Below are 25050 nucleotides of genomic sequence, written 5' to 3'. Positions count from 1 at the left end.
CTCACACGGCACCGGCTATGCTGTTACCACGGCAAGAAGCCATCCGGAGCGCTCCATGAACCAACCCGTGCCCCCGCTGCCCCCGGCGCATCGCAACCCCGTCGCCAGTTTCTTCATCGGGCTGTGGGACGTGATGAATTTCACCCGCAGGCTGATCCTCAACCTGGTGTTCTTCGGCCTGCTGCTGTTGGTGGTGGTGATGTTCATCGTCGCTGCAGGCATGGGTGCCGGTGCCAGCAAATCGCTGCAGGACCGCACCACCCTGGTGATCGCGCCTGAAGGCAAGCTGGTCGAGCAGTTCAGCGCCGACCCGGTCAGCCGCGCGCTGGCCAAGGCCGTCGGCGACAACGGCGCCGAGGAAGTGCAGCTGCGCGACCTGCTGCGGGTGATCGAATCGGCCAAGGCCGACAAGAAGATCGAGCGCGTGGTGCTGGAACTGGACAAGCTGCAGCCGTCCGGCTTCGCCTCGCTGCGTGAAGTGGCCGGTGCGCTGCAGGACCTGCGTGCCTCGGGCAAGCAGATCGTGGCCTTCAGCCAGAGCATGGGCCAGTCGCAGTACCTGCTGGCCGCGCAGGCCGACGAGGTCTACCTGGACCCGATGGGCTCGGTCGTGCTCGAGGGCCTGGGCCGCTACCGCCAGTACTTCCGCACCGGCCTGCAGGACAAGCTGGGCGTGGACGTGCACCTGTTCAAGGTGGGTGAGTACAAGTCCGCCGCCGAACCGTACGTGCTGGATGCGGCCTCGCCGGCGTCCAAGGAAGCCGACCTGTTCTGGATGAACGACGTGTGGCAGCGTTACCTGGGCGACATCGCCAAGGCGCGCCGCCTGGATCCGGCGCAGCTGGCCGCGGGCATCGATACCCTGCCCGAGGGCGTGGCCGCTGCCGGTGGCGACCTGGCCAAGTTCGCCCTGCAGCAGAAGCTGGTGACCGCGCTGAAGACCCGCGAGGAATTCGAGGATCTGATGATCGAGCGCGGCGTGGCCGATGAAGACGCCGACGGCGGCTTCCGCAACATCGACTTCGCGTCCTACATGGGCCAGCTCGACGCGCGCCGCAATCCGGTGGACAACCGTCCGCAGGTGGCCGTGGTGGTGGCATCCGGTGAGATCAGCGGTGGCGACCTGCCTGCCGGCCGCATCGGTGGCGACTCGACCTCGGCGCTGCTGCGCGCCGCGCGCGACGACGACCAGGTCAAGGCCGTGGTCCTGCGCGTGGATTCGCCGGGCGGTGAAGTGTTCGCGTCCGAGCAGATCCGCCGCGAAGTGGTGGCCCTGCAGGCTGCCGGCAAGCCGGTGGTGGTGTCGATGGGCGACCTGGCCGCATCCGGTGGTTACTGGATCAGCATGAACGCCGATCGCATCTATGCCGATCCGTCGACCATCACCGGTTCGATCGGCATCTTCGGCATGATCCCCAACTTCAGCCGTGCGCTGGACAAGTTCGGCGTGCACACCGATGGCGTGGGCACGACCCGCTTCGCCGGTGCCTTCGATGTCACCCGCCCGATGGACCCGGCCGTGGGCCAGGTCATCCAGTCGGTGATCAACAAGGGCTATGCCGACTTCACCGGCCGCGTGGCCGAGGCCCGCAAGAAGCCGGTCGAGGCCATCGACGAAGTGGCCCGTGGCCGCGTCTGGAGTGGCGCGCAGGCCAAGGAACGCGGCCTGGTCGATGCCTTCGGCGGTATGAAGGACGCGGTGGCCGACGCTGCCAGCCGTGCCAAGCTGGGCAATGAAGACAAGTACCGCGTGCGTTACGTCGAGAAGCCCGCCACCCCGTTCGCGCAGTTCATCAGTGGTTTCGCTGGCAGCCATGCCGGTGCCTGGATGCTGGCCGATTCGGGCATGGCGCGGATGATGCTGGCGCGCACGATGCCGGAAGTGGATACCCAGCTGCGCTTCGTCGAGAACGCCGCGCGCGAGAAGGGCAACGGTGCACCGGTGAAGGCACTGGCGTACTGCTTCTGCGGGTTCTGACCGGCGATTGCCGCCAATGAAAACGCCCGGCTTCGGCCGGGCGTTTTTTTTTCTGCGGGGTCGGATCCCTTTGCACCGCAAAGGGCTCCGACCCCATGTGTCATTGCGTTGCCTCAGCCTCAGCCTCGGCCTTGCGCTCGCGTTCGGCAGCGTCGTCTACGGTCTTCTGCACGCCGTTGGCGCGGTCCAGCGGCTGGTTGATGGCCTTGGCCAGCGCCTGCGGCTCCGGCGGCTTCTCGGGGTTGGGCGGGGCCGGCCGCTGGCAACCGGCCAGCAGTGCGACCGACAGGCAGGCGGGTATCAGCAGACGCATGGTGGTGCTCCGGGGCGGGTGATGCGGCAGTGTCGCACTGTCGTCACCTGCCGTCCGTGACGCGTATCCTTGCGGCATCGAAATACAGCGGGCGCGGCCCCGGAGGACTCATGACCCAGCAACGGTGGCGCCTGGATGGGCAGACGGCCCTGATCACCGGCGCCAGCGCCGGCATCGGCCTGGCGATCGCGCATGAACTGGCCAGCTTTGGTGCTGATCTGATGATCGTCGGCCGTGACATCGACATGCTGGAGACCGCGCGCGACGAACTGCTCGACGTGTATCCGCAGATGCAGGTGCACGCGCTGGCCGCCGATGTCTCCGATGACGAAGACCGCCGGCAGATCCTGGACTGGGTGGAAGACCACAGCGATGGCCTGCACATCCTGGTCAACAACGCCGGTGGCAACGTCACCAAGGCGGCGACCGAGTACTCCGAAGACGAATGGCGCCAGATCTTCGAAACCAACCTGTTCTCGGCGTTCGAGCTGTCGCGCTATGCGCACCCGCTGCTGGCGCGGCACGCGTCCTCGGCCATCGTCAATGTCGGCAGCGTTTCAGGCCTGACCCATGTGCGCAGTGGCGTGGTGTACGGCATGACCAAGGCCGCCATGCACCAGATGACCCGCAACCTGGCCGTGGAATGGGCCGAGGATGGCATCCGGGTGAACGCGGTGGCGCCGTGGTACATCCGCACCCGGCGCACGTCCGGCCCGTTGTCCGATGCCGATTACTACGAAGAAGTGATCAACCGCACGCCGATGCGCCGCATTGGTGAGCCGGAGGAAGTGGCTGCAGCAGTGGGCTTCCTGTGCCTGCCAGCATCGAGCTACGTCACCGGCGAGTGCATCGCGGTGGACGGTGGCTTCCTGCGTTACGGGTTCTGACCCTTTCGCCGGGCATGGCCCGGCGCTACCGGCGATGGTGCGGCGCCGGACGGGTAGCGCCGGGCCATGCCCGGCGGACACTCAATCCGGTACCCGGCAATCACTCGCGGCCAGCACGGCCTGCAGCCGTTCGCGCTCGGCGCGCGCGTCATCGCGGTTGTCCGCCGAGGCAAAGCGCTCGCGGCCGCGTGCAGTGCGGAAGCGCTGCTGCCAGCTGCCACAGCGCTGCGCCTCGGCCACTTCGGTGCAGCGGTCGCGGACCACTTCGCAGCTGGCGGCATTGACCGGGGTGGCACCGCCCAGGCCGCTGACGTTCATCAGCTCGCAGCGACCCGGTGAGGCTTCGTATTCGTGCAGGTACTGCCCGCCCTGCGAATCCAGGCACTGGAAGATGGGCGGCAGCGGCAGCTTGGGCAGCGCCGTGTCATCGACCGTCGCATCGCCGGGGCGTGGCAGCAGGGCGCTGTCGAGGATGGCATCGCCGCCTTCGCGTTCGACCATGTAGGCCTCGCTGATGATGCGTTCCTGGCCCGCGCGCGGGGGGGCGGGGGTGGTTGCCGGCGCCGGCATCGGGGCGGCTGCTGGCGGCGCGGCCGCGGCCGGTGCCGGAGCCACGGGTTCGGGGGCTGGCGGCGGTGCCGGTTGTGCAGACCCAGGCAGCTTCACGATCGACTGTTTCATGCCGGCCGCGCACGGCACGCGCTGCACCACGGGAACGTCGCTGCTGCCGGTGCAGCGGTAGATCACCGTTTCGTCGGCTGCCGCAGCGCCGGGCAGCAGGCACAGCGCCAGCCAGATCAGTTTTTTCATGGCAGCAGCCTACAACAGCGGCCACTGCCCGGTGGCACACGCGGTGGCCGACGCCCCGGTAGATGCCAACCTTGGTTGGCACACGCGGTCTGTAAGCGCCCACCAAGGTGGGCATCTACCAGAGCAGGAGCGCAGCGCCGACGATTTACCCGTGCAGCAGCGCTCAGCCGCCGCTGCAGTCCTGTGACAGGCGCGCGTCGATGCCGCGCTGCTCGGTGCTGATGGCGGTGCGCTCGCTCTGCAGCGCGCTGTTGTAGCGGCGGTCCAGCTCCCAGCGGCGGTCGCGCAGGCGCGAGCAGACCTCGCGTGCGGGCAACTGGGTGCAGGCGTCGCGCACCAGCACGTTGCCGCCGGGCACGTTCACCCCATAGCCGAGCGGAGGCCGGTGCACCGGGATGCCTGCACCGCCGGGCGGCGGCCCGATGCCGATGGCGCCACCCCCCGGGCCTGGGCCCGGCGGCCGCGGGCGTTGCCCGCCATAGGGGCCCGACGGGTACCAGACCGTGGTCCATACCGGCACCCAGCGCGGATTGCCCTCGTTGTTGTCGCTGGTATAGCGGCTGCCGTCGTCGCGCACGCATTCGTACATCGGCTGCGGCGGCTGTATGTAGACGTGGCGCACTTCGCGCACGCCCATGTCCGGCGTCGCCGCTGGCGCCGGCGGCGGAACATCGGTGCTGGCGGTACGCGGCGGCGGGTCGCGCGGCCGCTGCAGGTCGCGCACTTCCTGGCGGCCACTGCTGCAGGGCTTGTCCTGCAGGGCGACGGCGCCATTGCTGCCGACGCAGCGGTAGACCCGCACGTCATCGGCGGCAAGGGCCGCCAATGGCATCGACAGTGCCAGGCACAGGGCAGGGCGCAGCAGCTTCATGGCTGCAGCCTGCACGCATTGCCGTGGCGGCGCAATCGGCGCATCAGGAGCGCAGGATGCTTCCGCTGAGCGCGTCGCGGATGGGCGTCGGCTGGGCCAGGCCACCGGTCTGGCCATCGAGGAGGCCGTCCAGCAGCCGCAGCAGGCGCGGGTCCAGTTCTTCGCGGCTGCGCGCGGGCGGCTCACCGGCCAGGTTGGCACTGGTGGATACCAGCGGCCCGCCCCAGGCGCGGCACAGCGCCGACACCAGCGGGTGGGCACTGATGCGCACGGCAATGCCGCTGTGGTCACCGGTCACCCAGTGGCGCGCGCGCGGGCCGGCGGGCAGGATCCAGGTGTTGGCGCCGGGCCAGCTGGCCAGCACCGCGCGCTGCCGCGCATCGGGCAGGGCCTCCATGCGGACCCAGCCTTCCAGCTGCGGCAGGTCGGCGGCGACCAGGATCATGCCCTTCTCGACCGGACGCTGCTTCAGGCACAGCACCATGTGCACCGCCGCCTCATGCGCGGGGTCGCACCCCAGGCCCCAGACGGCTTCGGTCGGGTAGGCGATCACGCCTCCCGTGCGCAGCGTGGCCACAGCAGTATCGAGGGTGAGTTCTTTCATGGGGGATGGCCGGCCCGACGTGGGCCTCCATTATCCCCCTGCGGCGTGCAGAACGGGTGGTGGGTGGTGGGTGCGGACCGTTGGTCCGCACATTCCGGCAGATCATCCACGCATGGCGTGGATCTACTTCGCGGCCTTCTTGACGGCTTTCTTTGCCGCCTTCTTGGCCGGAGCCTTCTTCGCCGCAGCCTTCTTCGCCGGGGCCTTCTTGGCCGCCGCCTTCTTCGGCGCGGCTTCCTTTTTCACTGCCGCCTTCTTGGCCGGTGCCTTCTTCGCAGCGGCCTTCTTGGCGCCGAAGCCCTTGCGCACCGGCTTGCCGGTTTCTTCCATCAGCTGCTGCACTTCAGCCAGGGTCAGCGAGGCCGGCTCACGATCCTTGGGGATCTTGCCGTTCATCTTGCCGTCGCTGATGTACGGGCCGAAACGGCCGTTCAGCACCTGGATGTCGCTGCCTTCGAATTCCTTGATGATGCGGTTGCGCGCGATCTCTTCCTTCTCCTCGACCAGGAACACCGCACGGGCCAGGTCGATGGTGTAGGGGTCGTCTTCCTTCTTCAGCGAGGCGTAGGTGCTGCCGCGCTTGGCGAACGGGCCGAAACGGCCGATGCCGACGCTGACCGGCTCACCGTTGTCCTCGCCCAGCGCGCGCGGCATCAGGAACAGTTCCAGCGCGTCTTCCAGGGAGATGGTGTGCATCGACTGGCCGGGGCGCAGCGAGGCGAACTTCGGCTTCTCCTCGGCGTCCTCGGCGGTGCTGCCGATGGCCGCGTACGGCCCGAAACGGCCCAGGCGCACGCTGACCGGCTTGCCGGTCTTGGGGTCGGTACCCAGTTCACGGGCACCGCTGGCCTCGGCGCGGTCGACCGATTCCTTCTTGTCTTCCACCAGCTCCTTGAACGGTTCCCAGAAGCGGGCCATCAACGGGATCCACTCTTCCTCGCCGCGCGAGACGGCATCGAGCTCGTCCTCGAGCTTGGCGGTGAAGTCGTAGTCCACGTACCGGGTGAAGTGGCTGGACAGGAACTTGGACACCGCACGACCGACGTCGGACGGGCGGAAGCTGCGGCCTTCCATTTCCACGTACTTGCGGAACAGCAGGGTCTGGATGATCGAGGCGTAGGTCGAGGGACGACCGATGCCGTACTCTTCCAGCGCCTTCACCAGGGCCGCTTCGGTGAAGCGCGGCGGCGGCTGGGTGAAATGCTGGTCGGCCACGATGCGTTCCAGCGGAATGCGGTCGCCCGGCTTCATCGCCGGCAGCTTGCGGCCTTCGTCTTCGTCCTCGGCGCTCTTGTTGTCCTTGCCTTCCTCGTACACGGCCAGGAAGCCGGGCACGACCACGGTGGTACCGCTGGCGCGGAACACGTGTTCGCTGCCGGCGGACAGGTCGACGCTGACGGTGTTGAGCGTGGCCGGGATCATCTGGCAGGCCACCGCACGCTTCCAGATCAGCTCGTACAGGCGGCGCTCGTCGTCGGTGAGGAAGCGGGCGACCTGGGCCGGGGTCCGCAGGGCCGAGGTCGGGCGCACGGCTTCGTGCGCTTCCTGGGCGTTCTTGGACTTGGTCTGGTAGGTGTTGGGCTGGTCCGGCAGCGAGGCAATGCCGTAGTCACGGGCGATCACGTCGCGGATCTCGGCCAATGCGTCCTGCGACAGGTTTACCGAGTCGGTACGCATGTACGAGATCAGGCCGACCGTGCCTTCGTCGCCGATGTTGACGCCTTCGTACAGCTTCTGCGCCACCTGCATGGTCTTGCGGGTGGTGAAGCCGAGCTTGCGCGAGGCTTCCTGCTGCAGGGTGGACGTGGTGAACGGCGGCGCCGGACGGCGCTTGCGCTCCTTGCTGGCCACGTCGGTGACGTGCAGCGAACCCTGCGCCGCCTGCTGGATGCGCAGGCGGGCAGCCTCGGCGGTGTCGCCGTCGGTGACGGTGAACTGCTCGAACTTCTGCCCGTCCAGCTTGATCAGCTTGGCGTTGAAGTGCTGGCTGGGGTGCGCGCACTCGGCGCCGACGGACCAGTATTCGCGGGCGATGAAGGCTTCGATCTCCTCCTCGCGCTCGACGATCATGCGCAGCGCCGGGCTCTGCACGCGGCCGGCGGACAGGCCGCGCTGCACCTTGCGCCACAGCACCGGCGACAGGTTGAAGCCGACCAGGTAGTCCAGCGCGCGGCGCGCCTGCTGGGCGTCCACCAGGTCGCTGGCGATGGCCCGCGGCTGGTTGATGGCTTCCTTGATGGCGCGCGGGGTGATCTCGGTGAAGACCACGCGCTGCATCGGCTTGTCCCCCACCAGCCCGCGTTCCTTCAGGATCTCGGCGATATGCCAGCTGATCGCTTCACCTTCGCGATCCGGGTCGGTCGCCAGCAGGATGTCGTCGGCGCCCTTGGCGGCCTTGGCGATGGCATCGACGTGCTTCTCGTTCTTGTCGATGACGTCGTAATGCATGGCGAACCCGTTGTCCGGGTCGACCGCGCCTTCCTTCGGGATCAGGTCGCGCACATGCCCATACGAGGCCAGGACGGTGTAATCCTTGCCGAGGTATTTGTTGATCGTCTTGGCCTTGGCCGGCGATTCGACGATGAGCAGGTGCTTGGGCATGTCGGGAAAGGTCTGTGGGCGGACCGGGGGAAGGGGCCGCTAGGGTGGAGCAAACGGCCGCATTAGTGAAGCGGCCACGGGCAAATCCATAAACTGAACGCCCGGTAATGTGCCGGGCGTTCAGGTTTCCTTATTAGAGGAATCACGCCCGAGCCACCCGTGTCAAGCGGCCCGGTGTGAGGAAAAGCGTGGCGGGACGGCGATTCCCCCGTCCCTCGTGCCCTGTCGCGGGCCGGGGCAGGGGGCGGGCTTACGACTGCCTGGCAGCCATCACCACGCTCATCACCAACAGGCCGGCATAGGCCAGCGCGGCCAGTATCGCCAGCACGATGACCACCACGGTGACCGTGCCCAGTTCGTGGCGCTGGCGGTCCGGGTGGTCGGTGTAGGCCCATTTGTCCACCACCAGGGTGTCCGCGATCATGTCGTGCAGGCCCTGCTTGCGGGCGGTCATGCCGGCCATGAAGCCAGAGACGATATAGGCCAGGCCACAGCTGAACACATAGGACAGGAACAGCGCGGCCCAGCGGCCCAGGCTGCGGCCGGTGCCCAGGCGCTGGCCATCGGTGCGGACGACCTTGATGCCGACGGCCATCTTGCCCAGCGTGGCCTGGCGGGCGGAGGCGTGCATCATGGTGAAGTACACGGCCTGGATGACGGTCGGCAGCCCGTACACGCCCAGCACGATGAACAGCATCATGCCCGGGGAGCTTTCCGGCGAGTTGAGATCGCCCATGAAAGCGGTCATGCCGCCGAACATCATCGCGCCGACCACGAACACCACGACCAGCACGCCGATCATCACCATGGAATCGATGGACGCTGCGGCAAAGCGCTTCCAGAACCCGGCATAGACCACCTCGCCACCGGTCACCACCGTGGTGTCGGCATAGCCGCCTGCGGCGCTGGGGGCGCTGTAGGGCGAGCTGAGGGCGCCGGTACCCGGCAGCGGCGCGGTGCCGTTGTCGATGGCGGCATAGTCACCGCGCAGGTCGAAGCCGCCCGAGGCGGTGCCCTCGCTGGCGTTGGCCAGGGTCTGCAGGCCCAGTTCATCCACCACCTGGCGCAGGGCGGCCCACTGGCCCATGCCCTCGCGCCACACCAGCGTGTCCAGGGTCAGCTGCCCGCGCTGGAAGCGCTGGCGGATCTCGGTGACCGGGAACGGTCCCTGGCGTTGCTGTCCTTCGGCAAAATACCACTCAGTCATTGCTGTCCCCTGTTGGGTCGTCCTTGGAATTCATGCAGCCTGCGCGGCCGGCGGCTCAGCCGTGGCACGCCTTCGGCAGGTATTTGTTGTCGCTTTCGCCGCTGCATTCCCAGCGGCCGCTGTCGCGATCGTATTCCAGCCACAGCAGATCGCCGTCGATGCTCTTGCCAGGCATCGCCAGCGTCCCCTCGATACCGCAGTGGCCGTTGTTGAAGCGGCCGATGTTCACCGCCGAGAGGCCGGCCTGGGTGAAGTCGCCAGGGGCCGGGAAGCCGGCGTCGTTGGCGCCAGGGCAGCGCCCCTGCTCTTCAGCGAAATGTTCAACCTGGGCCTGCAGCGGGTGCAGCGCATCCGCCGCGACGGCGACCTTGGCGCGTAAGGTGTAGTCGTTGTAAGCGGGCAGGGCGATCGCGGCGAGGATGGCCAGGATCGGCACCAGCACCAGCAGAGCAACGCCGCCGATGATGGCGGTCAGCGCGCAGCCGGACAGGCCCTTTTTGGGCGGCGGCAAGGTCGCGCTGGCGGTGGCGCGGTAAGGCGCTTCCGGCGGCAGGATGGGCGGTTGCGGAGCGGCCGGCGGCGGCGGCGGGGCACCGACCGGGGCGTCCACGGCCGGCACGATCAGGCCAAGTTCGTCGACCACGCTGCGCAGGGGCTGCCATTGCGGCAGCCCGTCGCGCCAGACCAGGGTGTCCAGGGTGATTTCGTTGCTGCGGAAAAGCTCGATCAACTGTTCCGCCGGCAACGGGCCTTGCTGGCGGTTGCCTTGGGCGTGAAACCACTCACTCACGGGGACGCTCCTGAATGCGCTCGGTCCCCAAGTGTAAGGTCAGTGCAGGGGTTCTGGCTCGTCCATGAACATCTGCGTTTCCATCCAGGCGTAGGCCGCTTCGGCGCCCGGCTGGTTGAACAGCACCATCAGCACGACCCACTTCAGGTCGTCCAGGTCCAGTTCGTCCTGGTCCAGGGCCATGGCACGGTCCAGCACCAGCTCGCGCTGGTCGGCGTCGAGGATGCCGTGCTGCTCCAGGTACAGCAGGAAGCCGCGGCATTCCACATCCAGCTTGTCCAGCTCCGGGCCGTGGAAAACGCGCACGGGACCGTCGACCCGGGCCTGCGCCACGCTCGGCCGCTGGGCAGCCAGCGCGTCGAGCCAGTCAAAGGCCTTGTTGATCTCGGTGGGGCTGAAACCGGCCTGGATCAGGCCATTCTGCAGCGAGTCGCGGTCGCGGATCAGGTCCGCATCTTCGCTGAAATAGTGTTCAAACAGGTACAACAGTACGTCAAGGATGCTCTCTTTCATTGCCCCTCGGCCTGCGTCGGGCGACGCTGTGGAGGTGAAGAAACTAGGGAGTTCGACAGTAGCGGCCGTGTACGCACACCACGATTCCCGCCAGTTCCATGGCCAGCAGCATGGAGGACACCTCAGGCGCCGTCAATCCACAACGCGTGATCAATGAATCCATACCGCTTGGGTTGTGGTCCAGCGCCTGCCACAAGCTCTGGTAGTCAGGGTCGTTCGCCCACCGGTCCGGCAGGTCTGCCGGCGAAGCCTGTTCAGTGGGGGTGGCAAGGCGGCTTTGCAAGCCGGGCAGTTGCTGGCGCAGGGCAGGGGCCAGCAGCTCCAGCATGTCTTCGGGCCGCTCGATCAGGGCCACGCCTTCACGGATCAGCCGGTGGCAGCCGGCCGCGCGCGGGTTCAGCACCGAACCGGGCACTGCGCCGACCTCGCGCCCGGCCTCCGCCGCCAGGCGCGCAGTGATCAGGGCGCCGGAGCGCTGCGCGGCTTCAATGACCACCGTGGCCAGGGCCAGCCCGGCCACCAGCCGGTTGCGCGCCGGAAACTGCCCCGCCCGCGCCGGGGTGCCCGGCGGGTACTCGCTCAGCACGGCACCTTCGTCGGCGATGCGGGCCTGCAGGCGGACATTGCCGGGCGGGTAGGCCTGGTCTGGGCCGGTGCCGATGACCGCCACCGTACGCCCGCCCGCATCCAGCGCGGCGGCATGGGCGGCCGCATCAATGCCGGCGGCCAGGCCGCTGGTCACCGCCAGGCCGGCCTCGACGAAGCAACCAGCAAAGCGGGCGGCGAGGGCGCGCCCGGTGGGCGTCGGCGAGCGGCTGCCGACCACCGCCACCGCGGGGTGCCAGGCCAGGCTGGCGTCGCCCGCCACGAACAGGGCCAGCGGGGGCTGCGGGATGTCCTGCAGCAATGGCGGAAAGGCGGGGTCGGCGCAGCCCAGCAACTGCCGGCCCGGTTGCTGCAGCCAGCGCAGGGTGGTGGCCAGCGCTGCGGGGTCGGGCTGCTGCAGTGCTGCGCATTGTTCCGCCGAACAGCCGTGGGCGCGCCAGCCGGCTACCCCCAGGGCGAGGGCGGCGTCGGCATTGCCGCTGGCCAGCAGCAGGGCGCGGCGTGGCGCCAGCGGGCCGCCGGCCAGGACCAGGCGGGCGAGGGCATCGGGGGTGGGGGTGGAATCAGGCATCGCCCGACTATCGGCCACGGGCGACGAAGGCGCCCTAGGGCGCTTTCGCATGTTGCTGTCAGGGGAGTCCGCCGAAGGCGGGTAGAGTCGACCGTTGGTCGACTATCGCGGGCGGTCGGGAGAGCAGTCGACCAACGGTCGACTCTACCGGGGCCCGCCAGCTGGGTAGAGTCGACCGTTGGTCGACTATCGCGCGCAGCGCGGGGTTTTCGCGGGCGATTGGGGCCTGCCAGACGACGAAGGCGCCCTGGGGCGCCTTCGCGTAGCTGGCGGTAGGGAGAGCAGTCGACCAACGGTCGACTCTACCGGGGCCCACCAGCTGGGTAGAGTCGACCGTTGGTCGACTACCGCGCGCAGCGCGGGGTTTTCGCGGGCGGTTGGGGCCACAAACGACGAAGGCGCCCTGAGGCGCCTTCGCGTAGCTGGCGGTCGGGAGAGCAGTCGACCAACGGTCGACTCTACCGGGGCCCACCAGCTGGGTAGAGTCGACCGTTGGTCGACTATCGCGCGCAGCGCGGGGTTTTCGCGGGCGATTGGGGCCTGCCAAACGACGAAGGCGCCCTGGGGCGCCTTCGCGTAATGCAGCCCGGCTGGAACGCTTACTTCGCGTCCGGGTGCTGGGCGCTGTAGCCCACCTTCACCGGCTTCACGCCCTGCATCACCAGCGCATAGCTGACGTTGTCAAAGGTGCGGAACACCATCGCGTGGGCGGCGTACTCGTCCGGCAGGCTGACCCGGCCCGCGCCGGTGGACGGCGAATCGTCCATGCGCGAGGAATTCGGGTACTTCATGCGATGGGCGACATGGCTGCCCTGGCGCCACAGCGAGAACACCGTGCCGTTGTCCACGCCCCGGCTGCGGCCGGCCGAGATGGCGATGACATCGCGCGGGCCGCCGGCATTGAACATGTCGGTCACGGCCAGCACGCGCACGTCCAGGCCTTCCAGGCTGGCCGCCGGCACATGCGGGAAGAACTGCAGGTCGTACGGCTGGGCTTCCACCGGGACCAGGCGGTCACCGGCGCGCACTTCGCGGCCGTTGGTGTTGGCGTCCAGCACCAGGGTGGAGGCTTCGGTCTTGCCGCCAGCCACCTTGGTCAGGGTGCCCAGGCCGACCTGGGCCAGTTCATAGCCCAGCACGCCGCGGCGGTGGTTGGGCGCGTTGTAGGCCTGCCACAGGTTGCCGCTGCCCGGGGTGACATCGCCGTTGGCGGTCAGGTCCTCGGTCGGCTTGGGCTGGCCGTAGCGCACGGTCGGGCGGACCACGGCCCAGCGCTGGCCCACCTGGGCATCGGCCAGACGGACATAGACGGTCTGGCCGCTGGTGGCGCGCAGGCGGTTGTCTTCCAGGCCGGCCACGTAGGGCAGCTGGTCGATGCTGTCGACCACGCTCAGCTGCTTCAGGAAGGGTTCGACCTCCGAAAGCGGCACGCCGGTCACCGGGGCTTCCGTGCGCGGGCCGGGCTGGGCCGTCACGCGGTCCAGGTAGGCCAGGCTGAGCACGTCACCCGGGTAGATGAGATGCGGGTTGGCGATCTGCGGATTGGCCTGCCAGATCTCGGGCCACAGCCAGGGTTTCTGCAGGAAACGTCCTGCGATGTCCCACAGCGTGTCCCCTTTGCGGACCACATAGGTGTCCGGGTGCCCGCCGTTCACTTCAACGGCGGTAGCATAGGCAGCCACGGTCAGCATCGCCGCAGCGACGACCGTACGAAAACGAAGCAACATAGGTGCGAAGCCCTGATTCCCCAACAGGTTCGCGCACTATAGTCCAGAAACCGGGGCGCAAGGCAAGCGTTGCAGATAGAATCTGCGACGTATGCCGGCGTATCCCCGGCCCCCAACCCGGAAACAGCCATGGCCCTGCTCCCCATTCTTGAGTTCCCCGATCCGCGCCTGCGTACCAAGGCTGCGTTGATCGATGCCGCCGAGGTCACCACCCCGGCCTTCCAGACCCTCATCGACGACATGTTCCAGACCATGTACGACGCCCCGGGCATCGGCCTGGCCGCCAGCCAGGTGGACGTGCACAAGCGCTTCATGGTCATCGACGTGAGCGAAGAGAAGAACGAACCGCGGGTGTTCATCAACCCGGAAATCGTCGCCAAGGACGGGGGCCAGGTGTACCAGGAAGGCTGCCTGTCGGTGCCCGGCATCTTCGCCGACGTGACCCGCGCCGATTCCATCACGGTGAAGTTCCTGGACCGCCAGGGGCAGCCGCAGGAGCTGAGCACCGACGGCCTCCTGGCCGTGTGCGTGCAGCACGAGATGGACCACCTGGACGGCAAGCTGTTCATCGATTACCTGTCGCCGCTGAAGCGCGAAATGGTCCGCAAGAAGCTGGCCAAGCAGCGCAAGCACGTCGCCTGACCGCCATCGCGGGCCGCCCTTCACGGCGGCCCCTGCCTGCGCTTCCGGCGCGGGCTGTACGGCGCCGGCCGACGGCGCCGTTGTTCTTTCTGCACGAATCCATCCTGCAAGTGGGGTAGCCATGAGGATTGTCTTTGCCGGTACGCCGGAATTCGCGGTGTCGTCGCTGCGTGCGGCCGCGCGCCATCACGAGGTCGTGGCCGTCTACACCCAGCCCGACCGCCCGGCCGGCCGTGGCCGTGGCCTGGCGCCGTCGCCGGTCAAGCTCGAAGCGGTCGCCCGTGGCATTCCCGTCTATCAGCCGGAAACCCTGAAGGACGAGGCTGCCCAGCAGCAGCTGCGTGACCTGCAGCCGGACCTGATGGTGGTGGTGGCCTACGGCCTGATCCTGCCCCGCGCCGTGCTGAACATCCCGACCCACGGCTGCTGGAACGTGCACGCCTCGCTGCTGCCGCGCTGGCGTGGCGCCGCGCCGATCCAGCGCGCGATCCAGGCCGGCGATGCCACCACCGGCGTGTGCCTGATGCAGATGGAAGCGGGCCTGGATACCGGCCCCGTGCTGCTGCACCAGGAGCTGGCCATTGCCGACACCGCCACCGGTGGCGACCTGCATGACTCGCTGGCCGCGCTGGGCGCGCAGGTGCTGTCCGATGGCCTGGGCCTGCTGCGCGCGGGCATCAAGCCGATCGCGCGGCCGCAGCCGGCAGAGGGCGTCACCTACGCACACAAGCTGGACAAGGCCGAAGCGAAGCTGGACTGGGTGCAGGACGCGCAGGCACTGGCGCGCACCGTGCGTGCGTTCAACCCATGGCCGATCGCCGAAGCGCAACTGGCCGGCGAGCGCGTGCGCATCCATGGCGCCGTGGCACTGGATCTGGCCCACGGCCAGGCCCCGGGCACCGTGCTGGCCGCCGGCCGCGAAGGCATCGACATTGCCTGCGGGCAGGGCGCCCTGCGCCTGCGCGTACTGCAGCGCGAGGGCGGCAAGGCGATCACCGCCGCCGATTACCTCAATGCGCGCCGCGATCTGCGCGTGGGAGCGTAAGCCGGTGTCGAAGCAGAACGATTTCTCCATTGCCAAGGCCGCGCCGGGCGCTGCGACCCGCATGCTGGCCGCCCGCGTGCTGGCCCAGGTGTTCACCCGTGGCCGTTCGCTGAAGGCCGAACTGGCCTGGGCCCTGCCCAAGCTGGCCGATACCCGTGACCGCGCGCTGCTGGAAGCCCTGTGCTTCGCCGTGCTGCGCCGTCGCAGCACCTATGACGCCGCGCTGCAGGCGTGGATGCAGAAGCCGCTGTCGGCGCGCGATGCCGACCTGCGCACCCTGCTGATGGTCGGTTTCGCCCAGCTGGACGTGCTGGAACTGCCGGCCCATGCGGCGCTGTCGGCCACCGTCGACGCCGCGCGCGCGCTGGGCCGCGAGCGTCAGGCCGGCCTGGTCAACGCCATCCTGCGCCGTGCGCAGCGCGAAGGCTTCCCCGAACAACCCGCGCGCGACGCGTTCCCGGCCTGGCTGGCCGAGGCGGTCGAACGCGACTGGCCGCAGCAGGCCGAGGCGATCTTCAGCGCCAGCCTGCAGCCGGCCCCACTGTGGCTGCGCGCCAACCGCCAGCTCGGTGGCCGCGACAAGGCGCTGGCCGCACTGGCAGAGGCCGGCATCGCCGCCGAGGCCAGCCCGCTGAGCGCCGATGCGCTGCGCCTGGCCGTGGCCAGCCCGGTCAACCAGCTGCCGGGGTTTGCCGAAGGCGCGTTGTCGGTGCAGGACCTGTCGGCGCAGTGCGCGGCCGATGCGCTGGCGCCGCCGGCCGGTTCGCGGGTGCTGGACGCCTGTGCTGCCCCGGGTGGCAAGTCCGCGCACCTGCTGGAACGCGACCCGAGCCTGCGCCTGCTGGCGCTGGACATCGATGCGCGGCGCCTGGCCCGGGCCAAGGACACCTATGCGCGCACCGGCGTGGGCGAGCACGTGCAGACCCAGGTGGCCGACGCCAGCGATACCGCGGCCTGGTGGGATGGCACCCCGTTCGACGCCATCCTGCTGGATGCCCCGTGTTCGGCCACCGGCGTCATCCGCCGCCAGCCGGACGTGATGTTCCACCGCCGTGCCGAGGACGTCGAGGCGCTGGTGGGGGTGCAGGCACGCCTGCTGGAAGCCTGCTGGGCGATGCTCCGCCCCGGCGGCGTGCTGCTGTATGCCACCTGTTCCATCCTGCGCGCGGAGAACGTGGACTAGGTGCGCGCCTTCCTGAAGTGGCATCCGGACGCCCAGGCGGCGCCGCTGGATGACGCTTTCGGCTTGGACTGCGAGGGCATCGCCCGCCAGCGCCTGCCCGGTGAAGACGATGCTGACGGATTCTTCTACGCGCGTCTGCTAAAAACAGCCTGACCTCTCCGCTGTCCAAGTCCTCATGCTGAAAACCCGCGCGTCACGCGAGACGTGGTTGTTCGTAGTGATGGCCCTGCTGGTGCTTGGCGCGGGGCTCGGCTTGCGCGACCCCTGGCCGTCGGACGAGCCACGTTTCGCGCTGGTCGCCAAGCAGATGGTGGACAGCGGCCAGTGGCTGTTCCCGCACCGGGGGCTGGAGCTGTATTCGGACAAGCCGCCCATGCTGATGTGGTGGCAGGCCACCTTCTACAGCGTGATCGGCAACTGGCGGGTGGCCTTCCTGCTGCCCTCGCTGATCGCCGCGCTGGGCACGCTGTGGTGCGTGGTCGACCTGGGCCGGCGGCTGTGGACGCGCCGGGTCGGCCTGTACGCCGGCTGGGCGCTGCTGTTCGCGCTGCAGTTCACCTTCCAGGCCAAGAAGGCGCAGATCGACCCGCTGCTGGTGCTGTTCATCACCCTGGCCAACTACGGGCTGCTGCGCCACCTGCTGCTGGGGCCGGCCTGGCGCTGGTGGTGGGCGGGCTGGTTCTTTGCTGGCATCGGGGTCATCACCAAGGGCGTGGGCATGCTCGCGCTGCTGATGATCCTGCCGGCGGCGATCGCCTCGGCACGGCACTGGCCGCGGGTGCGCCTGCATGCGCGCGATCTGCGCTTCTGGCTGGCGCCGCTGGCCTTCGTGCTGGCCGCTGCGTTGTGGCTGGTGCCGATGGTGATGACGGCGCTGGCGACGAAGTCGGGCGAGTACCAGGCCTACCTGGACGACATCCTGTTCCGGCAGACGGCCAAGCGCTACACGCAGTCGTGGGATCACCACCAGCCGTGGTGGTACTTCCTGGGCACGATGCCATCGATGTGGATACCGGCGTTCCTGGCCCTGCCGTGGGCGATCCCGGCGTGGCGGCGGCGCCTGCAGCGGCGCGATGCACGCTACCTGCTGCTGCTGGGCTGGTGGCTGCTGATCGTGCTGTTCTTCTCCATCCCGCACGGCAAGCGCGACGTCTACATCCTGCCCACGCTGCCGATGTTCTGCCTGGCCCTGGCGCCCCTGATACCGGGGCTGCTGCGCCGGCGTGACGTCCAGCGGCTGCTGGGCGGCTTCACCCTGCTGCTGGCGCTGGGCACCTTGGCCGCCGGCGCGTCGGCCCTGCTCGGCACGCCCGGTTTCGAGGCCAGGCTGGTGCTGGAGCGCGGGCTGGCCCCGGGGGCGATGGAGGCAATGGCGTGGGCGGCGCTGGCCATGGGCGGTGCCGGCATTGCCAGCCTGCTGCTGTTCGGCCCGGCCCGGCGGCACCTGGCGCTGGTCTCGATGCTGGCCGTGGTGTGGGTGCTGTACAGCCTGGTCGGCTACCCGGTGCTGAATGATTCCAGCTCCGCCCGCGGCCTGATGCGCTCGGTCGGGGCGCGCATCGGTGCCGATGCGGAGCTGGGCCTGGTGGCCTGGAAGGAACAGAATTTGCTGATGGTGGACCGCCCGGCAGCGACCTTTGGTTTCACCGTGCCCTGGCATGAGCAGCTGCAGGCGGGGGTGCAGTGGCAACAACTGTCGCCGCAGCGGCGCTGGCTGCTGGCCCACGAGGACGCGCTGCTGGGCTGCGTGGACCGCGACGGGGCGGTGCTGGCCGGTGTCGCCAACCGTCGCCGTTGGTGGTTGGTACCGGCCGGAGCGGTGCATGGCCCCTGCGTGCCGACCGAAGCCGAACTGAAACGTGAACGACGGTTGCAGAGAAACGAGCAATAACGTGGCGGCTGGATTGTCCAGACTGCCCAAGCGTGCACAAAGGCAGTAAAACATCAGGCGGGCGGTCTGCGACATGGGCCGCCGTTTTCTTCCGCATGACCGCAGCGATCAATCCCGACGTGCCAGCTTCACCGGACAACCTGAACCCCACCCGCGCCGATCCGTTGCCCGCGCCTGCCGGCGGTCGCCTTGGCGCTGCGCACTGGATCGCGCAGATCGGCCTGTTCTGCATGCCGGCGCTGGTACTGACCGTACCGGTGAACCTGTTGCCGTATGCGTTGACCCTGCTGGTCAGCACGCTGCTGGCGCCGGAGCTGTTGTGGCGTGCGCGGGGCATGGGCGGCACGCCCGTGCGCGCGCTGACCGCGCTGATGCTGGCGGCGGTGGCGCTGGGCCTGCTGTCGGTGCTGCTGTTCGAGCAGGGCCTGCGTGATGTCGACAACCGTTCGCGGTTCCTGGTCATCCCGTGGATCGCACTGTGGATCTGTGCGCTGCGCCCGGACCTGCGCTGGCTCTGGCGCGGTGCGCTGGCCGGCCTGCTGGGCAGCTTCGTGCTGTCGCTGGTGCAGGTGCTGCAGGGCGCGCCGCGTGCCGAGCTGACCACCAATGCCATCGTGCTGGCCGACATCGTGGTCATGCTGATGGTGCTGCTGGTGTTCTGCCGCCCGTCGCGACGCTGGTCGCTGGTGATTGTCGGCATGGCGGCCGGCTGCGGCACGATCGTGCTGACCGGCAGCCGCGGTGTCTTCGCTGCGTTGCTGGCGCTGCTGGTGGTCCTGGCCCTGAGCCTGCGCTGGCGGACCGGCGTGGCCCGCCTGTCGGTGCTGGCGGGCATGCTGGCCATCGGCGCCACCCTGCTGCTGTCGGTGCCCGAACTGCGCCACCAGGTGCGCCTGACCGAACTGCACAGCGATGTGCAGAAGCTGGAGCAGGGCGACGTCGATTCCTCTGCCGGTGCGCGCGTCGAGCGCCTACAGGTGGCCTGGCAGACCTTCCTCGACCATCCGCTGACCGGTGTTGGCATTGGCCACTTCGACAGCGCCATGCAGCGCGTGCCGGCCTGCCGCGAAGACCCCGACGAAGTGCGCTGCCACCTGGGCCATGCACACAACGACGTGGCCGAATGGGCGGCGACCCAGGGCCTGCCCGGCCTGCTGATGCTGATCGCGGTGTACGGCGTGCCGCTGTGGGTGTTCGTCCATCTGCACCGGCGCAGCGGGCGGGTCACTTTCCGCGGGCCGGCGGCGGCGGGCGTGATGATCGTCATTGCCTACGCGTTGTGCGGGCTGACCCAGTCGATGTTCGCCCACCAGATGACGGCCAGTTTCTACGTGACCATCGTAGGCCTGCTGACCGGCCTGTCGCTGCTGGAAGGCGCACGCCACCGGGCGAAGGCCTGACGGGATACCGGGGTCGGATCCCTTTCCGCAGGAAAGGGCTCTGACCCCAGTGGATGTAGGTCATCCACGCATGGCGTGGATCTACTGGTAGGTGCCGACCGTTGGTCGGCACCGATGCTGGATCAATCGTTGCGCGGGTCGGCCACGGCCTGGCCGTTGCCCAGCATCCACAGCATGATGGTCTTCTGCCGCACGTAGTTGGCGCGCACGTAGGCGTAGACCAGGCCGTGCCAGCCATCGCGGAAGCCACCGCGGAACACGAAGCCGCGCCAGAACCGCCAGGCCGGTGCCAGCACCAGCTTGCCCAGCGTGGCCCGCTTGCCGCGTGCAAATTCGTGCTCGGCCATCATCCGCGCGTACTTCTCGGTCTTGGCCAGCTGCTGCTGCAGCGAGCGGTAGGGGTAGTGGATGAGATCACCGCGCAGGGTGCCGACGCTGCCATCGACGCTGGCTGCTTCGTGGATCTCGCGCTTGCCGCGCCAGCCGCCCTGGCGCCGGTCGAACAGGCGCATCACCCGGTCCGGGTAGGCGTTGCCGTGGCGCAGGAACTTCCCGAAATACTCCGAGAGGCGGGCGAAGCGGTAACCGGCGTGGCCGCTGAAGCCGCCGTCGCGGGCCTGCTCGATGGCCGTGCGCAGCTCGGGGCTGACGCGCTCGTCGGCGTCCAGGCACAGCACCCAGTCGTAGCGGGCCTGCTCGACGCAGAACGCCTTCTGGCTGCGGAAACCATCGAACGGGCGCTGCAGCACGCGGGCACCGGCGGCCTCGGCAATCGCCACGGTGGCATCGGTGGACTGCGAGTCCACCACCACGATCTCATCGCAGAAGGCCAGCGAGGCCAGGCAGTCGCCGATGCGCCCGGCCTCGTTGAACGCGATAATGCACGCCGAGATGCGAGGCCGTTCGATGGGAGCGGTCGTGGAGGACATGATGGCCGGGTACCTGTTGTTTGCGACGGAGCGCTATGCGCTGCCTATTCTCGCCCCGTTGGCGCAGGCCTTGCACGCGTCCGGGCAGGAGGTAGCTGCCTGGTTCGAGGGCGGCGCGGCTGGCAGCAGCCTGCCCGAGGTGCCCAGCATCGGCCTGAAGCAGGCCCTGGCGATGCGCCCGCGCGCTGTGTTCAGCGCCGCCAACTGGGTGCCGACCTTCCTCTCCGGCGCCAAGGTGCAGCTGTTCCATGGCTTCAACGTGGAGAAGCGCGACAGCGCCCGCGGCCACTTCCGGGTGCGCGGCATGTTCGACCTGTACTGCACGCAGGGGCCGGCCACCACCGCACCGTTCCGGCAGATCGCCGAGCAGCAGGGCCACTTCGCCGTGGCCGAGACCGGCTGGCCGAAGCTGGATCCGCTGTTCCGCGACGATGGTGGCGAGAGTGCCGCGCTGCGTGCGCCGGCCGGCGGGCGTCCGGTCATCCTGTTCGGCTCGACGTTCACCGAGCGGCTGAGTGCGGCCCCGCACCTGCTGGCGCCGATCGCCGCCGATATCGCCGCCGGTGAGCGCTACTGGCTGCTGACCCTGCACCCCAAGTGCCCGCCGGAACTGTTCGAGCGCTACCGCGCGCTGGCCGGCGCCAATGCGCGCTTCATCGAGCCGGAACAGGTGATGGCCGCCCAGCGTGCGGCCGACGTGCTGGTGTCCGATACCTCCTCGATCGTTTCGGAGTTCATTGTCCAGCACAAGCCAGTGGTGACCTTCCGCAACCGCGTGCCCAAGCCGCACATGATCGACTTCGATGATGCGACGCTGCTGCCGGCGATGCTGCAGCGCGCGCTGCACCCGGAGGCGGCGCTGCAGGCCGAGATCGTGCGTTATGCCGATGCCATCCACCCGTTCCGCGATGGCCGCTCCAGCGAGCGGGTGATCGCCGCGACCGAGGATTTCCTGTCCGGCGAAATGGGCGCGCTGCGGAGCAAGCCGTTCGGCAGCTGGGTACGTGACCTGCAGATCCGCAAAGACCTGGGGTACTGGGGCCCGTCGCAGCGGTGATGGGGTAGAGTCGACCGTTGGTCGACTGCTCTCCATGAATTGTCCGGAAACCTCGCGCTGCGCGCGATAGTCGACCAACGGTCGACTCTACCGGCGGGTGTCCATGTACCCCGCCATCACCAGCGCAGCTTGCGCCGCGCGAGTGCTGCGGCCAGCTGCTCCATCACCTGTTGCGCCTGCGCCTGTGGCAGGTAGTTCAGCGCCAGCGCGACATCGCCATGGGCACCGGCCGTGTCCAGCTGCAGGCTGGCGGTGCCCAGCAGCTTGTCCAGTGGCGAGCGCTGCAGGCGCAGGCCCTGCACCTTGTCCAGCTCGGCCCAGCGCCACCAGCGCTGCCACCAGCCGCCGCGCACGGCCACGAACTGGCCATCCAGATGCCAGCCCATGCGCGCCATCTGCCGATGCGCCACCAGCAGCGCCACCGGCAGCCAGGCCAGCACCAGCAGCCCCCAACGGCCCCAGCGCCAGTACGCAGCGGCCGCCAGCAACGGCACCAGCACCAGGCTGCCCAGGCTCAGCCGCCACCAGCCGCGCTGCGGAAGGGCATGCCACTGTGCCGGTGGCCACTGCAGTTGCGGCAGCAGGTGCTGCACCAGCCCTTCGCAGGTGGTGGCTGCGGCCAGCGGCGCCAGCTCGCGCAGGGCGCGGTCGTCATCGCGTGCGGGGCCGCCGGCGGCGCTGTCGATGCGCAGTTGGCGCAGGCCGAACCAGCGCTGCAGCGTGCCTTCGCGCAGGGTCCATGCCTGGATGCGGCGCCGCGCCACGCTGCTGCGGGTGCGGCTGAGCAGGCCCGTGGACACCGTCAGCCGGCGTTCGCGCTCGCTCAGGGTGAAGCCGTGGTAGCGCAGCACGGTCAGCACCACCGACAGCACGCGCAGCCCCAGCCAGCCCAGCAGCAGGGCAGCGGCCACCAGCAGCAGCGTGCCGGTCAGGCCCGCGTGCAGGTGGCTGACGTAACCGAAGGCCTGGCGGCCACCGCGCTGGAGGGCGTCGTCCATCATCGGCCGCGGCACGGTCTGGAACAGCACGCCGACGGCGGCCGCGGCCAAGGCCCAGCCACGGTTGGAAAGTAGGCCCATGCGCAGCACGTCCCACGCCGACAGGCGCAGCAGCACGCGCTCATCCTCGTCGCCGGCGCTGTCCTGCGCTGCATCACCAGCCACGGCCTGCGGCGCCTGCCCGCGCTGGCGCACCAGCCGTTCCAGCGCCAGCGCCTGGTCCAGCTTCAGCACGCGCATCTCTGCTTCCGGACGCACGCCACCGGCCGATTCCAGGCGCAGCTCCGCCACCCCGAACAGGCGGTGCAGCGGGTTCTGCCGCACCTCCACGTTGTGGATGCGGGCGAAGGGAATCTCGCGGCGGTTGCGCGACAGCAGGCCGCTGCGCACGGTGATCGCATCACTGCCGATGCGGTAGCGGTAGCTGAGGTACTGCAGCACCGAGACCAGCACCAGCACTGCAATGGCCGACAGTGGAACCAGCTGTGCCCACATCGGGTCGCGGTCGCCGCGCTGGCCGAACACCAGCAGCGCCACCAGCGGCAGGAGGTAATGGCGCAGCTGCATCAGCAGCACGAACAGCCACGACCAGGGATGCAGGCGATGCTCCTGGCCATAGACAGGCAGCGCAGGCGGCAGGGACGGCGGCAGGCTCACAGCGCGTCGGCGTCCTGGTCGAGCTGGTGCGCGAGGGTATCGCGCAGGCGCTCGGCATCGGCCTCGTCCAGGCCGCTGACGGTCACCGCGCTCAGGCGCGTACCGGCCGTGTGTACGATCAGCGTGGCCAGCCCGGCGCGGCGTTCCAGCGGCCCACGGCGCAGGTCCAGGTGCTGCACGCGGGAAATGGGGATGCGGGTTTCCAGCTGCCACATCAGGTCGCGGCGCAGGCCCAGGCCCTGGGCATCCAGCCGCCAGCGTGTGCGGGTCATCCGCCGGTGGCCGAGCCAGGCGCCGAACGCAAGGCCGGCCAGCAGGCCGACCGATGCACCCCACAGGCCACCGGGCAGATCGAAGAACCACCAGGCGGCGGCCAGTGGCGCGCCAGGCACGAACAGGCCGCCAAAGGCGCCCCCCAGCGCCGCCAGGCGGGCGGCGCGCAGCGGCAGCGGTTGCCAGTGGTCCAGGTGGTCCAGGTGGTCCAGGTGCGGCGATGCAGGCGAAGGCAGTTCGGTCACGCGGGCGTCCGTCGGGCAGCGGGGCAGGGCGGTGGTGGCCGTGGCCACCCCGCGCAGACGGTAGCAGGTCGGCCGCGTTACTGTGCGGCCTGGATCAGCGCGTCCACATCGAGCATGTGGCCGGCACGGTCGGCCTTGGTGCGCAGGTAGTGCTCGTTCTCCGCGGTGATCTCGCCGGTGACCGGAATGCAGTCCAGCACTTCGATGCCGGCATTGCGCAGGCGCTGGGCCTTGGTCGGGTTGTTGCTGAGCAGGGCCACGCGCGAAATGCCCAGGCCGCGCAGCATCGCCACTGCACTGCCGTAGCGGCGCTCGTCGGCACCGAAGCCGAGCTGTGCATCGGCGTCGATGGTGTCCAGGCCGTCGTGCTGGTAGCCATAGGCGCGCATCTTCGCGGCAATACCGGTGCCGCGGCCTTCCTGGTCCAGGTACAGCAGGACGCCGCCACCCAGTTCCTTCAGCTTGCGCAGGCCGCGCCGCAGCTGGTCGCCGCAGTCGCACTTGAGCGAACCGAACAGGTCACCGGTCAGGCACGAGGAATGCACGCGTACCGGCACCACCGCCGACAGGTCGGGCTCGCCGACGATGATCGCCACCTGGTCGCGCTGGGCTACGCCGCCGCGGAACACCGCGAAGGTGGTCATGCCGACATCGCGCAGCGGCACCGGCGAACGCGCCACCAGTTCGTAATCGTGGGCGGCGTGGGCCGCGCCTTCGGCCAGGTCGCACAGGGCCACCTCGGCCGCACCGTCGAAGGTGTGGTCGCCGGTGTCCAGGCGCACGGCCACCATCGCCGGCAGCAGCAGGCCCAGGCGGGCCAGTTCCACCGCGCCGGCATCGAAGTCGTCGCCCGCGCTCCAGCCTTCCGGCATCGGGCCCGGTTCGCGCAGGTAGCCCAGCGAGGGCAGGGCATCGAAGGCTACGCCGGCCAGCGGCAGGCGAGCACCCTCGGCGGCCTCCACGCCCAGCACGCGGGCCCGGGTGGCGGTCAGGAACAGGTAATGGCGCTCGCGCGCGGCGCTGGCGAAGGCGGCGAAGCTGCTGGCCGTGGCGCTGTCCAGCGCGATCACCGCCAGGCGTTGGCCGTGGCCATCGTGCAGCAGCACCGGGCGACCGGCACGCAGCTCGGCCACCGCGCGTTCGCAGCGGATCGCGGCGGGATCGCCGAACAGGGAAGAAGCAGGCATGGCAGGACCGGGGGAGGCGGACATCGCAGTCTCTATGGGGGCGCCAGCGCGGTATTCAACGTACT

21 protein-coding genes and 1 pseudogene are annotated in these 25050 nt (G+C 69.2%); 8 read left to right on the top strand and 14 right to left on the bottom strand.

Going from position 1 to position 25050, the window contains the following annotated elements; translation table 11 throughout:
• The first annotated feature begins 55 nt into the window (after positions 1 to 55).
• Positions 56 to 1978: a signal peptide peptidase SppA gene (gene sppA / locus C1926_RS09080; protein WP_108747463.1), complete on the top strand. Its 1923-nt coding sequence runs from the start codon at positions 56 to 58 to the stop codon at positions 1976 to 1978.
• A gap of 100 nt (positions 1979 to 2078) precedes the next feature.
• Here sppA and C1926_RS09075 read toward each other — a convergent pair whose 3' ends face one another.
• A complete protein-coding gene (locus C1926_RS09075; protein ID WP_108758963.1) occupies positions 2079 to 2291 on the bottom strand; it encodes a hypothetical protein in 213 nt (70 codons plus the stop codon).
• Between the two features lie 110 nt (positions 2292 to 2401).
• Between C1926_RS09075 and C1926_RS09070 the strand changes: the two genes are divergently transcribed.
• Positions 2402 to 3178: an SDR family oxidoreductase gene (locus tag C1926_RS09070; protein ID WP_079223656.1), complete on the top strand. Its 777-nt coding sequence runs from the start codon at positions 2402 to 2404 to the stop codon at positions 3176 to 3178.
• Between the two features lie 81 nt (positions 3179 to 3259).
• On the opposite strand, the gene C1926_RS09065 is transcribed toward C1926_RS09070, so the two are convergent.
• From C1926_RS09065 to C1926_RS09025, 9 genes are all read right to left on the bottom strand, one after another.
• Positions 3260 to 3988 (bottom strand): hypothetical protein, encoded by a 729-nt coding sequence (locus C1926_RS09065; protein ID WP_108758962.1) that lies wholly within the window; start codon positions 3986 to 3988, stop codon positions 3260 to 3262.
• Between the two features lie 163 nt (positions 3989 to 4151).
• Positions 4152 to 4859, bottom strand: coding sequence for a DUF4124 domain-containing protein (locus C1926_RS09060; protein ID WP_108747460.1), 708 nt, complete (start codon positions 4857 to 4859; stop codon positions 4152 to 4154).
• Positions 4860 to 4902: 43 nt separating this feature from the next.
• Positions 4903 to 5463, bottom strand: a complete 561-nt coding sequence (locus C1926_RS09055) for a Sua5/YciO/YrdC/YwlC family protein (RefSeq protein ID WP_108758961.1) — start codon at positions 5461 to 5463, stop codon at positions 4903 to 4905.
• Positions 5464 to 5586: 123 nt separating this feature from the next.
• A complete protein-coding gene (locus tag C1926_RS09050) occupies positions 5587 to 8064 on the bottom strand; it encodes a DNA topoisomerase I (protein ID WP_108758960.1) in 2478 nt (825 codons plus the stop codon).
• Between the two features lie 250 nt (positions 8065 to 8314).
• Positions 8315 to 9271: an RDD family protein gene (locus C1926_RS09045; protein ID WP_108758959.1), complete on the bottom strand. Its 957-nt coding sequence runs from the start codon at positions 9269 to 9271 to the stop codon at positions 8315 to 8317.
• A 55-nt stretch (positions 9272 to 9326) separates the two neighbouring features.
• The gene (locus tag C1926_RS09040) at positions 9327 to 10061 is read right to left on the bottom strand and encodes a GYF domain-containing protein (RefSeq protein WP_108758958.1); all 735 of its coding nucleotides are present in this window, start codon (positions 10059 to 10061) and stop codon (positions 9327 to 9329) included.
• A gap of 39 nt (positions 10062 to 10100) precedes the next feature.
• Positions 10101 to 10574: a DUF494 family protein gene (locus tag C1926_RS09035; RefSeq protein ID WP_079223647.1), complete on the bottom strand. Its 474-nt coding sequence runs from the start codon at positions 10572 to 10574 to the stop codon at positions 10101 to 10103.
• Between the two features lie 43 nt (positions 10575 to 10617).
• Positions 10618 to 11751, bottom strand: a complete 1134-nt coding sequence (gene dprA, locus C1926_RS09030) for a DNA-processing protein DprA (protein WP_108758957.1) — start codon at positions 11749 to 11751, stop codon at positions 10618 to 10620.
• Between the two features lie 599 nt (positions 11752 to 12350).
• On the bottom strand, positions 12351 to 13478 hold the full coding sequence (locus tag C1926_RS09025) for a LysM peptidoglycan-binding domain-containing protein (protein ID WP_108758956.1): 1128 nt from the start codon (positions 13476 to 13478) through the stop codon (positions 12351 to 12353).
• Between the two features lie 129 nt (positions 13479 to 13607).
• Here C1926_RS09025 and def point away from each other — a divergent pair, with 129 nt between their 5' ends.
• The 5 genes and pseudogenes from def to C1926_RS09000 all read left to right on the top strand — a co-directional run bounded on the left by def (position 13608) and on the right by C1926_RS09000 (position 19639).
• Positions 13608 to 14120 carry a peptide deformylase gene (gene def / locus C1926_RS09020; protein WP_079223642.1) on the top strand — a complete coding sequence of 171 codons (513 nt, stop codon included), beginning with the start codon at positions 13608 to 13610 and terminating at the stop codon, positions 14118 to 14120.
• A gap of 121 nt (positions 14121 to 14241) precedes the next feature.
• On the top strand, positions 14242 to 15165 hold the full coding sequence (fmt, locus tag C1926_RS09015) for a methionyl-tRNA formyltransferase (RefSeq protein WP_108758955.1): 924 nt from the start codon (positions 14242 to 14244) through the stop codon (positions 15163 to 15165).
• A 4-nt stretch (positions 15166 to 15169) separates the two neighbouring features.
• A pseudogene (gene rsmB / locus C1926_RS09010) lies at positions 15170 to 16501 on the top strand (16S rRNA (cytosine(967)-C(5))-methyltransferase RsmB).
• Positions 16502 to 16523: 22 nt separating this feature from the next.
• Positions 16524 to 18239, top strand: coding sequence for a glycosyltransferase family 39 protein (locus C1926_RS09005; RefSeq protein ID WP_108758954.1), 1716 nt, complete (start codon positions 16524 to 16526; stop codon positions 18237 to 18239).
• A gap of 95 nt (positions 18240 to 18334) precedes the next feature.
• Positions 18335 to 19639 (top strand): O-antigen ligase, encoded by a 1305-nt coding sequence (locus C1926_RS09000; RefSeq protein WP_108758953.1) that lies wholly within the window; start codon positions 18335 to 18337, stop codon positions 19637 to 19639.
• 122 nt (positions 19640 to 19761) lie between these two features.
• On the opposite strand, the gene C1926_RS08995 is transcribed toward C1926_RS09000, so the two are convergent.
• Positions 19762 to 20568: a glycosyltransferase family 2 protein gene (locus C1926_RS08995; RefSeq protein WP_108758952.1), complete on the bottom strand. Its 807-nt coding sequence runs from the start codon at positions 20566 to 20568 to the stop codon at positions 19762 to 19764.
• Here C1926_RS08995 and C1926_RS08990 point away from each other — a divergent pair.
• On the top strand, positions 20567 to 21625 hold the full coding sequence (locus C1926_RS08990) for a CDP-glycerol glycerophosphotransferase family protein (protein WP_108758951.1): 1059 nt from the start codon (positions 20567 to 20569) through the stop codon (positions 21623 to 21625). The genes C1926_RS08995 and C1926_RS08990 overlap by 2 nt on opposite strands.
• Positions 21626 to 21741: 116 nt before the next feature.
• On the opposite strand, the gene C1926_RS08985 is transcribed toward C1926_RS08990, so the two are convergent.
• The 3 genes from C1926_RS08985 to ribA all read right to left on the bottom strand — a co-directional run bounded on the left by C1926_RS08985 (position 21742) and on the right by ribA (position 25009).
• Positions 21742 to 23280 (bottom strand): PH domain-containing protein, encoded by a 1539-nt coding sequence (locus tag C1926_RS08985; RefSeq protein ID WP_108758950.1) that lies wholly within the window; start codon positions 23278 to 23280, stop codon positions 21742 to 21744.
• Positions 23277 to 23798, bottom strand: a complete 522-nt coding sequence (locus C1926_RS08980) for a PH domain-containing protein (protein ID WP_254057389.1) — start codon at positions 23796 to 23798, stop codon at positions 23277 to 23279. Before C1926_RS08980 ends, C1926_RS08985 begins: the two co-directional genes overlap by 4 nt.
• Positions 23799 to 23875: 77 nt before the next feature.
• The gene (ribA, locus tag C1926_RS08975; RefSeq protein ID WP_108758949.1) at positions 23876 to 25009 is read right to left on the bottom strand and encodes a GTP cyclohydrolase II RibA; all 1134 of its coding nucleotides are present in this window, start codon (positions 25007 to 25009) and stop codon (positions 23876 to 23878) included.
• Positions 25010 to 25050: the final 41 nt, after the last annotated feature.

Origin of the sequence: Stenotrophomonas sp. ZAC14A_NAIMI4_1 (genome assembly GCF_003086915.1) — a bacterium.
GTDB lineage: Bacteria > Pseudomonadota > Gammaproteobacteria > Xanthomonadales > Xanthomonadaceae > Stenotrophomonas.
This window is presented reverse-complemented; position numbering and strand designations above follow the sequence as displayed.